A 13,632-nucleotide genomic window follows, 5' to 3' on the forward strand; every position below is an offset into this window, starting at 1 on the left:
TGTGAGCGAGCTTCACCTGCCCAACCGGATACGCCACTCGGCGTCTACTCGGCCGTTCGATCCGGCGATCACGTGCGGCGACCGAGCTTTGACGTGGGCCGAGCTGGACGGCGAGACCAATGCCTTGGCGAGTGCGTTGGCAGAAGTAACCGCGACGGGTGCTCGTGTCGGCGCGCTACTGCGGATGGGTCTCGAAGGTGCGGAAACCTTCATCGCGTGTGCGAAGGCAGGCGCTGTGTTCATTCCGTTGAACTGGCGACTCAACCCACGCGAACTCGTCGACATCGCCGAGGACGCAGAACTCGACGTCTTGATCGTCGACGACGAGTTCGCAGTGGGCGCGGCAGCGATTTCCACAGCGTTGCCGGACATCGCGGTCATAGCCGTGGGAGCCCCAGGAAGTCTGCCGAATTCGCGAACCTGGGCGGCGTTCGCGGCGTCCGGGACGGGCGTCGACCCCGGACTTGGGCACGAGCCAGACGCAGCGGTTCTGCAGCTGTACACGTCCGGGACCACCGGCCGGCCCAAGGGAGTCGTGGCCACGCATCGGAATCTGTACAACGAACCCGCTGGGTTCGACGTGTACGAATTCGGTTCGAATGCAGTGGCACTCGACGCGCTGCCTCTCTTTCACATCGCCGGTGCAGGCTGGATGAGTACGTGCCTGTCCGCCGGAGTGCCTTTGGTGCTGCTCGGAGACATGGCGCCGGCTCGGGTCGCTGATGCCATCGCGACTCACCACGTCACCCACGCATTTCTGGTACCTGCGGTCATTCAGACGCTGGTAGATCTGCCCACCCTCGACAGTTTCGATCTCTCCAGCTTGCAGGTGGTCGCGTACGGGGCGTCGCCGATCACGCCGGCACTCCTCGCCCACGCGATGAACGTGTTGAACTGCAAATTCGTTCAGCGATACGGGATGACCGAGACAACGGGTTCGGTATCCGTCCTTCGCGCCTACGACCATCATGTGAGTGGGCCGCGATCGGACTTGCTCCGCTCTGCAGGAAAACCGATGATCGGCGTCGAGATCTCCATTCGAGACGTCACGACTGGTGCAGAATTGCCGCCCAACGAGTCCGGTGAGATCGTCGCGCGCAGTAGAAACAACACTCGCGGGTACTGGCGACGTGAACGTGAGACCGCCGAATTGTTCACCCACGACGGTTTTCTCCGAACGGGCGATGCCGGTCATCTGGACGACGAGGGCTATCTGTTCGTCACCGATCGTCTCAAGGACATGATCATCACCGGCGGCGAGAACGTTTATCCGATCGAGGTGGAATCCATTCTGGCCGAGCACCCTTCGGTTGCCGAGGTCGCGGTGGTCGGGGTTCCCGACACGCGCTGGGGTGAATCCGTGACCGCAGTCGTCAAACTCGTCGACGGTGCCGCGGTGCCCAGCGTCGAGGAGTTGATTGCTTTCAGCACAGCGAAGTTGGCGTCGTACAAGAAGCCTCGCCAGATCCATTTCGTGGACTCTCTACCTCGCAATGCGAGCGGAAAACTGCTCAAGTCGAGCCTGCGGACCATGCTGAACGCGAGCGGAGAAGCATCATGATCGTGACCGAAGACGTCGGCGTCGCACAACGTGAGGCGTGGGCGAACAAAGTCCTTCCACCGGTGGAGCAGGTACGGGACGGATTGTGGTCGATCCCTGTTCCCATGCCGGACAACCCTTTGCGCTACGTGCTCGTCTACGCACTCGCCCTCGACGACGGACTAGCCCTCATCGACGTCGGTTGGGATCACGAACAGTCGTGGCAGGCTCTGGTCGACGGCATAGCGTCGATCGGATACCACGTTTCCGAAGTGCGGTATGCGGCAATCACACACCTGCATCCCGATCACTTCGGCCTGGCGCCGCGCCTTCGGCAGGTCAGCGGTGCAACGCTGGCGATGCACGTGGCCGACGCGACGCTTCTCGGATACCACGGCCCCGAGCAGACTCGCAACGACATCAGTGGTTGGAACTTGCAGTTGTCCGAACTCGGCGCGCCGGCGGAAGTGCTCGACGCCTCTCGGGTCGACCTGGTGCGGTTCGCTGAGCACGAATCCATCGACGTTGTTCTGGGCGATGGGGATTTACTCGACCTACCCGGATGGAATCTTCGCGCCCAGTGGACGCCCGGGCACACCCCCGGACATCTCTGCTTCGTGGAAGAGGACCGGGGGTTGTTGTTCAGCGGCGATCACATGTTGCCGAGGATCAGCCCGAACATCTCCACGATTCCCGGTGAACTCGAGAACCCGCTCCATCGTTATCTGCTCTCGCTCGAGGCGACGACAACCCTGGGTGAATGCGAAGTCCTTCCGGCACACGAATATCGATTCCGGGGGATCGCTGATCGTGCACGTCAATTGATGGGGCACCACGAGGAAAGATTGGCGGAAATTGTGGAGGCGGTGCAGGCCGAGCCCGAGTCCACGGCCTGGGACCTCTCGCGCACGATTTCCTGGTCTCGCCCGTTCGATCAGATGTCGCCGCGGCTACTTCGCCTGGCAGTCCGCGAAACACATGCTCATCTTGTTGTTTTGGCCAAGCGGGAGATCGTGACACCGTCCGGCGGCACGCCCGTGCGATGGAGCCTCCGCGCTCAGTGACCTTTCAAAGAATCTCATCACGGAAGTAGGAACCGAACATGAGCGTCGTGCTCACCGACTTCGCCGACGGCATTGCCGTCATCACACTCAATCGTCCCGAGGCCAAGAACGCGGTCAACCTGGAACTCGCGAAGGCCTTGGCGGCCGCGATCGACGAGTTCGAGGAACGGTCCGATCTCACCATCGGAATTCTGACCGGGGCTGGTGGAACCTTCTGCGCAGGTATGGATCTCAAGGGATTCGCACGCGGCGAACGACCATCGCTGCCCGGTCGTGGGTTCGCCGGTTTGACCGAAGCTCCGCCGTCGAAGCCGCTGATCGCAGCCGTCGAGGGTTGGGCACTCGCCGGCGGTTGTGAACTGGCGTTGGCAGCGGATCTGATCGTGGCATCCTCCGACGCGAAATTCGGCTTACCCGAAGTGAAGCGGGGGCTTGCCGCGGCCGCCGGTGGCCTTCTGCGTCTGCCCAAGATTCTCCCGTATCAGCTCGCCATGGAGATCGCTATCACGGGTGACCCACTCAGTGCCGCCGTGGCACATCATCACGGCCTGGTCAATCGACTCGCCGAACCGGGACAGGCTCTGGCTGTCGCACGCGAGCTGGCGGCACGAGTAGCGGCAAACGGTCCGCTGGCTGTGCGCGCGACGAAGCAGGTGCTGGCAATGTCCGCCAAGTACACCGATCCGGATGCCTTTGTCGCGCAACGCGAATTCATCGATCCGGTCTTCGCATCTCGGGATGCCAAGGAAGGTGCCACCGCATTCGCCGAGAAGCGCTCTCCCGTGTGGAGTGGTTCATGAGTGCCGAAACCGTCGAGCGCGCGGCCGTAAGCATCGAACGCACGGGCGCTGTCGCAACGATCGTTCTCGATCGACCGCATCGCCGCAACGCGCTCGATCTTGACGCCTGGATCGCGCTCCGTGAAGCGGTCCTCGAACTTCAGGAGGACTCGCAGATTCGCTCGGTGATCCTGACCGGCGCGGGTGGCACCTTCTGCGCGGGTTCCGATCTGGACAAACGCGGCTCGTCGCATCCGCTCGATCGGATGCGCGTCATCAACGCAACGGCAGCCGCCCTGGGTGAGTTTCCCAAGCCCCTGGTGGCAAAGGTCGACGGGTTTGCCGTCGGAGCCGGATGGAACATGGCGTTACTCTGCGACTTCGTCGTGGCAGCCAAAGGCGCGAAGTTCAGCCAGATCTTTGCCAAACGCGGGTTGTCGGTCGACTTCGGGGGTTCGTGGATCCTGCCGAGACTGGTCGGACTCCAGCAAGCCAAGCGACTGGTGATGCTCGCCGAGACGATTGACGCTCAGGAAGCCTACGAACTCGGCTTGGTGACCTATCTGGTCGAACCGGCCGAACTGGACGAACACACGTCGACGCTGGCGCTACGGCTCGCCGACGGTCCGCCCGCTGCATTGAGTCAGTCTGCGGCCATGCTCGAACATCACACTTCGCTCTCGTTGCGGGAAGCACTCGACAACGAGGCAAGGGCACAAGCCGTCAATTTCGCGACGGACGCTACCGACGCGGTTCGTGCCTTCGTGGAAAAGCGGGATCCGATCTTCACCGGAGAGTGGGCGGTACCAGGGGTAACTCGCGTGGAGTGAGCGACAGATCGCTGGTCGTATGATGAGTGAGTGGACCTGCACTTTGTCACCTACTTCGTCGCTGTTGTCGACCACGGTGGGATAACGAAGGCCGCTCAGGCTCTCTACATTTCGCAGCCGTCACTTTCACAGGCAATTCGTACGCTCGAGCGTCGACTCGGCGCCACGCTGTTCGACCGGACGGGTAGACGGTTGGTTCTCACCGATGCCGGACGAACTTTCGATCTCGCGGCCAGGCGAATACTTGCCGACGTCGAGCGCGCGAAGGCCAAGGTGACCGCCGTTCGCGAACTCGAGTTCGGCCGTGTGGACGTCGTCTCGTACTCGGCGTTCTCGATCGATCCGATGGTCGAGTTGGTCCGTCGATTCCGGGCCAACTTCCCGAAGATCGTCGTGCGCGTTCTCGACACGTACGGCCCGGCCGGGGTGGACAACGCGTTGCGGCGCGGATCGGCCGAGGTCGGTGTCACCGATCTGAGTATCGGGTACGAAGGATTGGTCACGGCTCCGATCGTCACTCAGGAGTTGGTGCTCGCCACGCACGCGTCGTTGTCCGGCCGCTTGGTGGCGCCGTTGATCGATCCGGTTCCTCGAGCGCTACTGCACACTTTGCCTCTCGTCGTCGACCTCGGTGACCAATCGAACCAGTTTCGTGGTTTGCTCAGCGAAGGCGCCGAGAACGTCGTCGTGGATTGTGTCCATCCGGTCACGACGTGGGACCTGGTCCGTCGCGGAATCGGCGCCACCGTTGTTCCGAGAAAGGTTGCACAACAGCAGATGTCCGATGTGTGTGCCTTCTCGTTCGATCCGCCGCTTCGGCGCGACGTCGGCATCGTCTACCGCTCGGGCGAGCAATCGCCGGCCGCTGCAGCGCTCATCGCGACGGCTGCCGAGATGGCCGCGACGTACTCTTCATCCTCTGGGAAGGACTGAGCGGTGGAATTTCGACAGATGGAGTACTTCCTCGCGGTCGTCGAGAACAAGGGAATCAACGGCGCTGCAGCGGCTTTGGGTGTTGCTCAGCCGACGGTGTCCCAGGCGTTGCGCGGGTTGGAACGTGAACTGGGAGTGAGGCTTTTCCACCGGATCGGGCGCGGAATGGTGCTCAGTGCAGCCGGTCGCAGCTTGGTCGGCCCGAGTCGACAGGTTCTGCGAGACGTTGCAGCCGCGGCGGAACAATTGACGGCATCCGACGGTGCGATTGTCGGTCGACTCGACATCATGGCTTTTCCTGCTCTGACCTCCGGGACGATCGTCGATCTGATCGCGGAGTTCTGTCGACGGTATCCGCAAGCGCGAGTCAGATTTTCGGAACTCGAGCGGGAGGACAATCTGGAAAGTCTCATCCGGGACGGTCACTGCGAATTCGCGGTGGCACATCTGCCGCTCGAGGCCGGCGAAGGGCTCGAGATCGTAGAATTGGGGGAGCAGGAGTACCGCCTGGTCTATCCGGCGGGAACTGACCTACCCGAGGGGCCGGTACGCCTTTCGGAAATGCCGGACATTCCCATGGTGTTCGTTCCTCGCGGGGCGGCGATGGGTGACGCGATCGAAGATTCGATCCGAAAGGCCGGTACGAGAACGGAACTCGCAGTGGTCACGGAGCAGCGGGAGTCGCGGCTACCGATGGTCATCGCTGGGCTCGGCGGTTCGTTGGTCGAGCGCTCGGTGGCGAAATCGATGCCAGGTCAGGTGGTGGAGCGAGCCTGCGAGCCGAGATTCCTTCGTGCGTACGGTCTCGCCTTCGACCCCTCGACTTTGTCGCCGGTGGGACAGGCATTCGTGAGCTTGGTCCACGAATACCTGTCCGACGACTATCTGTCGCAGCCCTAGCGTCGGCAGATACGCTCGCGGGCCGCCTCGTACTCGGATGCGAGACGCTCGACCACTGCATGCGTCGGAAGAACTGCGTCGACCGAACCGATTCCCTGGCCCGCGCCCCAGATGTCGCGCCAGGCCTTGGTGTCGGTATCGGTGGTCGCGAAACTCATTGCGGAAGGATCGGATTCGGCCAAGTTTTCCGGGTCCAAACCGGCGGCAACGATGCTGCCACGCAGGTAGTTCCCGTGTACGCCGGTGAACAGATTGGAGTACACGATGTCCGAAGCGCCGGAGTCGACGATCATCTCCTTGTACGCCGGATCGGCGTTGGCCTCTTCCGTAGCGATGAAAGCCGAACCGACATAAGCCAGGTCGGCACCGGCCGCGAGTGCAGCAAGAATCGAATCACCGTGAGCGATGGCACCCGACAGCAGTAGCGGACCGGCGAACCACTCACGAATCTCCCGAATCAGGGCGAACGGCGACTGTCTACCGGCATGTCCGCCTGCCCCGGCGGCGACCGCGATCAGCCCGTCCGCGCCCTTCTCGATCGCCTTGCGTGCAAAGCGGTTGTCGATGACGTCATGGAGAACGATTCCGCCGTACGCATGTACCGCATCGTTGATGTCCGTGCGTGCACCGAGCGAGGTGATGACGATCGGGACCTCGAACTCGGCGATGGTGGCAAGGTCCTCTTCCAGGCGGTTGTTGGACCGATGGACGATGAGGTTGACCGCAAATGGTGCGGAGGGCTTCTCCGGGTGTTCACGATCATGCTCCTCGCGCGCCACCGTGATCAGCTTGAGCCAATCCCGAAGTGCTGACTGCGGACGGGCATTCAGGGCCGGGAAAGACCCGATAATCCCGGACGTGCACTGCGCGATGACGAGGTCAGGCGTCGAGATGATGAACATCGGTGACGCGAGAACTGGTACCCGCAGTTGCGACGTCAGATCTGCGAAGGTTGTCATTTGGAACCTGCCTTGTCGACCGACTCGAGAAGCCTCGACCGGAGATCGGTTTTGAGCACCTTGCCGGCGGCGGACGTCGGGAGTAGCTCTACCTCGACGACATCGCGAATCTTCTTGTACGGCAGCACTTGCTCGGCGACAAACGCCTTGATCTGCTCGGCGTCGAACTCGGCGCCCGGAATCATCACCACGAAGGCGACGGGTTCTTGACCGTTGCTCCCCACTTCGCGGCCGACGACCGCGGCAGTCGAGATTGCCGGATGCGAGACCAGAATCTCTTCGAGTTCACGCGGATAGACGTTGTACCCCTTGTAGATGAGCATGTCCTTGGCCCGGTCACAGATGAAGAGGTATCCGTCCGAGTCCACGTACGCGATGTCGCCCGTGTCCAACCAGCCGTCGACGAACTGTTCTGCGGTGGTTTCCGGATGTCCGAGATAGCCGTCGGTGACCTGAGGTCCACGTACCCACAGTTCGCCGCGTTCGTTCTCGCCCAGAACAGTCTTCCGGTCGAGTTGATCGCGAATCTGTATCTCGGTGTCGAAGATCGGGAGGCCGACGCTGCTCTGACGGTATTGCGAGCCGTTGATCAGCGGTGCGGCCGTGACCACACAAGTGGCCTCCGTCAGTCCGTATCCCTCGACGACCAGCGCTTTGGGAAATGCGCGGCGGAGCGCAGCGAGCGTGACGCTGTCGATCGGGGCAGCGCCGGAGGACACGACACACACGCTGTCGGTGTTACGCACCGTAGCGTCGGGATGAACCGACAGTGCGTGCCACATGGCGGGAGACCCGGTGAGGTAGGTGGCGCCGTGCTTTTCGATCAGCTCGAGCATCCGGCCGGGTTCGAACCGGCCGGCAAATACCTGAGTGAGCCCGGAAATCAACAGGAACGACGTGTTGAGCAACGAATGTGCGTGGAAGAGAGGTGAGACCACGATGGTCGCACCGGTTCCCGGCGTCGGACCGAGCACGTCGAGGCCGTCGATGCGTCGTGGCGTGACCAGACCGTCGGCACCTGCCTCCAATTCGTGCCCGGTCCGCCAACCACACATCTGCGTGATGTTGCCGACGACGTTGCGGTGAAGAACGCGAACACCTTTTGACACCCCGGTGGTTCCGCCCGTGAACGCGATGTGCGCGATGTCGTCGCTACGGACGGTGGCAGGGGTGAATTCGGTGGGTAGGTCCGCGATGAAGGCGTCGAACGCGACGACCGACTCCGGAGCGTCGAGCGCGCCCTCGGTGTCCTGGACCATCACGATCGTACGTATGGTGGTTCCCGCAGAAGCCGCCAGAAGGACGTGCAGCTGCGAACTTTGAGTGACCGCAGCAACGGCGGACGTCTCTTCGATCTGCTTGCGTAGGCCGAGTTCTGGCTGCAGCGGATTGACCAACGTAACGGTCGCTCCGGCCTGCAGGCAGCCGTAGTAGGCCTGGAGGAACTCGACGCAGTTCCCGAGGTGCATCAACACCACGTCACCGACGCCCACTCCGGCTTGCCGCAATGCACCGGCGAATTGTGCACTGCGCTGGCCGAGTTCGCGGAAGGTGCACGCGCGCTCTCCGTCCACGACGGCGAGGCGATCACCGTACAGTGACGCCATGCTGGGTGCCCAGTACGCCATTGTGGTATCCGGGTAGTGCATGTTGTGGCGCAGTTGTGGATTGGCGATCACGCTGGCGCCCGTCACCGGGGAGCCATCCGGATAGCGCCGTCGAGCCTGATGGTTTCGCCGTTGAGATAGCCGTTCTCGAGCATGGAGACGGCCAGCTGACCGAACTCGTCGGGGCGACCCAACCGTGAAGGGTTGGGAACCGAGGCTTCGAGGGCGGTGCGCACGTCTTCGCGCAGGCGCGCCAGCAAGGGAGTGTCCATGATGCCAGGAGCAATGGTGTTGACCCGGATTCCGCGGCTGGCGAGATCGCGAGCAGCGGTGACCGTCATACCGACGATGCCGGCCTTGGATGCCGTGTAGTTGATCTGACCGATCTGACCTTCGAATGCCGCGACCGACGCCGTCATGACGATGGCACCTCGCTCACCGTCCACGGCGTCGAGTTCGGCCATCCGCTCGGCGCCGAGTCGGAGTGCGTTGAACGAACCGACCAGATTCAGTTTGACGACGAACTCGAAATCCTCGACCGATCCGGCTTTTCCGTCCTTGTCGAGAATGCGCATGCGACGCCCGGCGCCCGCGCAGTGGACGACGCCACGCAGTCCGCCGCGCTCGTGCGCCGCGTCGAGTGCTTCCGCGAATTGTTCGCTGTCAGTGACGTCGGCCGGGGCGAATTGTGCGGCAGCTCCGAGATCGGCCGCCACCTGCTTACCGTCGGAAGAAGGCAGATCGATCAACGTGACCTGCGCCCCGGCGTCGAGCAGTCGTCGAGCGGTGGCCAGGCCGAGACCTGAAGCGCCGCCGGTGATCGCGGTGGAAAGTCCCTTGAGTTTCATGAATCAATTCTTCTTTCCTGCTGGATGACGTGTGGCCCGAAAGCGTTGTCGGGTCAGATCAATTCGAGAATGGTCGCATTGGCCATGCCGCCGGCCTCACACATCGACTGGAGTCCGTAGCGAATTCCCTGATCGCGCATGTGATGTGCCAGGCGAGTCATCAAGATCGCGCCCGATCCGCCGAGTGGGTGCCCGACCGCGATCGCGCCGCCGAGCGGATTCACACGATCTACGGCCGCGCCGGTTTCGGCCTGCCAGGCAAGCGGGACGGGCGCGAATGCCTCGTTGATTTCGAAGGCGCCGATGTCGTCGATAGACAAGCCGGAGCGATCCAATGCCTTTGCGGTGGCGGCAATCGGACCGGTGAGCATGATGACCGGGTCATCGGCCGCGACCACTGCGGTGTGGATACGGACGAGAGGCTTCCACCCGCGTGCCCGGGCGTACTCACTGGTCGTGACGAGTGTGGCGCCCGCTCCGTCGGAAATCTGAGAAGAGTTGCCGGCGTGGATGACTCCGTCGGCGTCGAAGGCCGGGGGCAGCTTCGCGAGCGACTCCAGACTTCCGCCTCGCCGAATGCCCTCGTCTTGGGACAAGCCGGCGATCGGAGCGATCTGCCCGGTGAACGCACCTGCATCGGTGGCGGTGGCCGCGAGTTCGTGTGAGCGAAGTGCGTATTCGTCCAGAGCCGTTCGTGTGAGCGCCCATTTCCGGGCCATCATCTCGGCGCCGGTTCCCTGGCTGAAACTGTCCACCCCGAAGCGTTCGAGTACCGAAGCGGGGAAGTGCTCACCGTTTTTGCTGGCGGTCCCCATCGGTACTCGCGACATCGATTCGACGCCTCCCGCTACGACCACGTCGTTCTGGCCGGATATGACGGTGGCCGCAGCGAAGGACACTGCCTGCTGGCTCGATCCACAGGCTCGGGTCAGCGTGACACCGGGAACGCTGTCGGGCCAGCCGGCGGCGAGTGCCGCTGTGCGGGCGATGCTTCCGGCCTGCTCGCCGACCTGACTGACGCATCCCCAGATCACGTCGTCGACCGTCGCCGCGTCGAGTCCGGTCCGTTCAGCGAGCGCACGCAGTACATGTGCGGACAGCTCGGCCGGATGGATCTCCGAGAGGGCGCGGCCGCGACGGCCGATCGGTGTACGTACTGCGTCGACGATGACGGCATCTCGCATGTATCTCTCCTGCTGTTCGTGCCCGGTGTTGCGACGGTGCGGTTGGGGCGTTACTCGAGTCGATCACGAGTGGGACGACCCGGCAATGTCTTTCGGTGAATGGCTGTGTTAGCGAACGGCTATACGTGGAGTACTCAGCCGCGGATGAGCTTGCGGTCGCGTTCGGGGTTGGCGAAGACGAGGACCAGAGCCGCGGCGACGACTCCGATGATGCCGATTGCCTGGAAGGACTGGGCGTAGCCGTCGGCCGGTGTTGCCGCGTTGTCCACGATGACTCCTGTTGCGTAGGGAGCAATCAGGCCGCCGATCGACATGATGGCGAGGAAGAATCCCATCGTTCCGGCAGTCTGCTGCGGCGGGCACAGTTCGGAGATCGCAGCGTTGATGAGCGGGAAGGTGATTGCCGAGAATCCGTAGCCGATCGAGACCATGGCGACGGCGACGATGGGAGTGGAGATCTGAGGCAGGAACAGGAGGATCGATCCGCAGATCAGAACGCCGACACAGGGGACGATGACACGAACCGTGCGAGAGGTGTAACCGCGGCCGATCAACTTGTCCGTGACCGAACCGGAGGTGATCATGAGAACCAGACCGACGATCGAGGGCAGCGCGAACATCGAACCGGCTTGCATCGCACTGTATCCGAGGCCGACCTCGAAGTACGACGGCAGCCAGGTGAGAACGACGGTGGTCAGCGCGTAGATGGTGGCGATGAGGAAGCAGCAGCTGACGAAGGTGCGGGAGAGCAGGATCTTGCGCCAAGGAACATTGGGCTCGGTGACTGCCTTCGTTGCTGTCCCGGCTGCCTCGCTTGCTTCTGTATCTGCATTCTTGGTCGCCTTGACGGCCTTGCTCGTGTACGGGCCCTCGGACCAACCGGCCAGCCAGCAACCCATCCACACGAGTCCGAGGACGGAGAGCGAGAGAACCGCTGCACGCCAGCCGTAATGAACGGCGATGAAGGTCAGTACCGGTGCGAGGGCGATCTTTGCGACAGAGGCGGATCCGGCGAGCATTGCGCCGGGAAGGCCGCGCTTGGCCGGCGGGTGCCACGAGTACGCGGCGGTGTGCATCAGTGCCGAGCTGGGACCCTCGGCGAATCCGAGGAGCATGCGCGAGACGATCAACATCGCGAGGCTGGCGCCGAGAACGAGGGGAAGCATGACCACGGACCAGATGGCGGCCAGGATCAACAGCGCCCAACGCAGGGTCAGATACTTGTTGAGCGGTCCGGCAAGGAATCCACCGATGCAGAACATCAGGAAGAAGAGCGAGCCGACCATGCCGATTTGCGACGACTTCAGTCCGAGCTCACGAGCGAGGGGCTGAGCGATGATTCCGAGGACTGCCTTGTCCGCGTAGTTGACGATGTAGAGGAAGACGACGAGCCCGGTCATCGTCCACGCACGCTTGCGGGTACCGAAGACGGGGACTGCTGACGAATCTGGCGTTGCTGTTGCTTCGGGTTGGACGTCGTTACGCTGTGGCGCGATGGGGGTCACGTGGCGTCCCTTCGAGACTGGTGGGCGGATGCGATCGTGCTCGAAGCGCAGCCTCGAAGCGATCGATGGTGTTGTATTTGCCGGCTGACCCATTCAACGTGTTCTGGATCACTTTGAGCAATGTCGCGTCGATGATCGGAACGATAGCGGTTGCCTATGTATCGCAGGTCAGGCCATATTGGTACGCCCTATCGGAGCCATAGCCGATGAGTGTTGGATCGGATGCGGAACAGTGAGGCAAGGTGAGAAAAAGGATCACCCTGTTCCCTTGACCGACTGGAGTTCATACATGCAGCGCACCGTGTTCAACGAGGATCACGAGGCATTCCGGGCTACCGTCCGCGATTTCATCGCGAAGGAAGTCACCCCCGTCCACGAGAAGTGGGAAGAGGACGGTTACCCGCCCCGTGACTTCTACCGGCGGCTGGGAGAGCTGGGCGTACTCGGAATTCAGGTGCCGGAGGAATACGGCGGAGGCGGCGAGAAGTCGCTCAAGTTCAACGTCGTCGTCGCCGAGGAAGTTTCTGCCGCCGGGGCGTCCTTCGGCTCGCAGTCGGTGCATACCAACCTGATCCTGCCCTACCTGCTCGAGTACGCGAACGACGAGCAGAAGAGCCGCTGGTTGCCGGGCTTCGCTTCGGGAGATCTGATGTTCGCGATTGCGATGACCGAACCGGGGACGGGTTCGGATCTGGCGAACATCGCGACGACGGCCAAGCTGTCCGAGGACGGTACGCATTACGTTGTCAATGGTTCGAAGACGTTCATCACCGGCGGGGTACTTGCCGATCGCGTCCTGGTTGTGTGCCGCACCGCGCCCAGCACTGCGGAGAACCGACGCACTGGTTTGTCGATTCTGGTGATCGATACGTCGTCACCCGGATACTCGGTGGGGCGCAAGATCAACAAGATCGGTCTCAAGACCTCCGACACTGCGGAGCTTTCGTTTGTCGACGTACAGGTGCCCGTCGAGGACCGACTCGGAGAAGAAGGTGACGGGTTCAGCTATCTGACTCACAACCTGGCTCAGGAGCGGTTGACCATCGCGTTCGGCGCGGCCGCCACCGCGAGCGCCGCGCTTCGCTTTGCGATCGACTACGTCAAGGACCGCAAGGTGTTCGGTAAACCCGTCGCGGCATTCCAGAACACCAAATTCGTTCTGGCCGAATGTGCTACCGAGGTCGATGCCATCCAGCTGGTGTCCGACAACGCACTCGAATGCCATGACCGCGGCACGCTGACGATTCCCGACGCAGCGAAGGCGAAACTGTTCTGCACCGAGGCAGCAGGTCGAGTGATCGACAAGTGCCTCCAGTTGCACGGCGGATACGGCTACATCACCGAGTACCCCATCGCACGTCTGTACGCAGACACACGTGTCACGCGAATCTACGGTGGCACAAGCGAAGTCATGAAGACCATCATCGCGAAAGATCTTGGTCTCTGAATTGCAAGCTACAAACTTTCGGCCTCGGAACGATGT

The 13,632-nt window shown here is 62.4% G+C and carries 12 protein-coding genes; 7 read left to right on the forward strand and 5 right to left on the reverse strand.

Translation table 11 applies throughout. From position 1 onward, the window contains the following. The first annotated feature begins 1 nt into the window (after nt 1). The 6 genes from ACFWEM_RS04075 to ACFWEM_RS04100 are packed head-to-tail and all read left to right on the forward strand — an operon-like array spanning nt 2 to nt 6,046. The gene (locus tag ACFWEM_RS04075) at nt 2-1,561 is read left to right on the forward strand and encodes an AMP-binding protein (protein ID WP_378531369.1); all 1,560 of its coding nucleotides are present in this window, start codon (nt 2-4) and stop codon (nt 1,559-1,561) included. Then, on the forward strand, nt 1,558-2,604 hold the full coding sequence (locus tag ACFWEM_RS04080; protein ID WP_378531371.1) for an MBL fold metallo-hydrolase: 1,047 nt from the start codon (nt 1,558-1,560) through the stop codon (nt 2,602-2,604). Before ACFWEM_RS04075 ends, ACFWEM_RS04080 begins: the two co-directional genes overlap by 4 nt. 38 nt (nt 2,605-2,642) lie before the next feature. Then, on the forward strand, nt 2,643-3,404 hold the full coding sequence (locus ACFWEM_RS04085) for a crotonase/enoyl-CoA hydratase family protein (protein WP_283302961.1): 762 nt from the start codon (nt 2,643-2,645) through the stop codon (nt 3,402-3,404). Next, nucleotides 3,401-4,213, forward strand: coding sequence for an enoyl-CoA hydratase/isomerase family protein (locus tag ACFWEM_RS04090; protein ID WP_378531373.1), 813 nt, complete (start codon nt 3,401-3,403; stop codon nt 4,211-4,213). Before ACFWEM_RS04085 ends, ACFWEM_RS04090 begins: the two co-directional genes overlap by 4 nt. A gap of 30 nt (nt 4,214-4,243) precedes the next feature. Then, the gene (locus ACFWEM_RS04095; RefSeq protein WP_378531376.1) at nt 4,244-5,146 is read left to right on the forward strand and encodes a LysR family transcriptional regulator; all 903 of its coding nucleotides are present in this window, start codon (nt 4,244-4,246) and stop codon (nt 5,144-5,146) included. Between the two features lie 3 nt (nt 5,147-5,149). After that, on the forward strand, nt 5,150-6,046 hold the full coding sequence (locus tag ACFWEM_RS04100; protein WP_378531378.1) for a LysR family transcriptional regulator: 897 nt from the start codon (nt 5,150-5,152) through the stop codon (nt 6,044-6,046). Here ACFWEM_RS04100 and ACFWEM_RS04105 read toward each other — a convergent pair. From ACFWEM_RS04105 to ACFWEM_RS04125, 5 genes are all read right to left on the reverse strand, one after another. Beyond that, on the reverse strand, nt 6,043-7,005 hold the full coding sequence (locus tag ACFWEM_RS04105; RefSeq protein ID WP_378531380.1) for an NAD(P)H-dependent flavin oxidoreductase: 963 nt from the start codon (nt 7,003-7,005) through the stop codon (nt 6,043-6,045). The genes ACFWEM_RS04100 and ACFWEM_RS04105 overlap by 4 nt on opposite strands. Then, complete coding sequence (locus ACFWEM_RS04110; protein WP_378531382.1) at nt 7,002-8,699, reverse strand: class I adenylate-forming enzyme family protein; 1,698 nt, start codon at nt 8,697-8,699, stop codon at nt 7,002-7,004. Before ACFWEM_RS04110 ends, ACFWEM_RS04105 begins: the two co-directional genes overlap by 4 nt. Continuing rightward, complete coding sequence (locus ACFWEM_RS04115) at nt 8,696-9,460, reverse strand: SDR family NAD(P)-dependent oxidoreductase (RefSeq protein ID WP_378531384.1); 765 nt, start codon at nt 9,458-9,460, stop codon at nt 8,696-8,698. Before ACFWEM_RS04115 ends, ACFWEM_RS04110 begins: the two co-directional genes overlap by 4 nt. A gap of 53 nt (nt 9,461-9,513) precedes the next feature. Beyond that, the gene (locus ACFWEM_RS04120; RefSeq protein ID WP_378531386.1) at nt 9,514-10,644 is read right to left on the reverse strand and encodes a thiolase family protein; all 1,131 of its coding nucleotides are present in this window, start codon (nt 10,642-10,644) and stop codon (nt 9,514-9,516) included. 134 nt (nt 10,645-10,778) lie between these two features. Continuing rightward, nucleotides 10,779-12,242 (reverse strand): MFS transporter, encoded by a 1,464-nt coding sequence (locus ACFWEM_RS04125; RefSeq protein ID WP_378531388.1) that lies wholly within the window; start codon nt 12,240-12,242, stop codon nt 10,779-10,781. 196 nt (nt 12,243-12,438) lie between these two features. On the opposite strand from ACFWEM_RS04125, the gene ACFWEM_RS04130 reads away from it, so the two are divergent. After that, nucleotides 12,439-13,596, forward strand: a complete 1,158-nt coding sequence (locus ACFWEM_RS04130; RefSeq protein ID WP_378531390.1) for an acyl-CoA dehydrogenase family protein — start codon at nt 12,439-12,441, stop codon at nt 13,594-13,596. Nucleotides 13,597-13,632: the final 36 nt, after the last annotated feature.

Origin of the sequence: Rhodococcus sp. NPDC060176, from assembly GCF_042728675.1 — a bacterium.
Lineage (GTDB): Bacteria > Actinomycetota > Actinomycetes > Mycobacteriales > Mycobacteriaceae > Rhodococcus_F.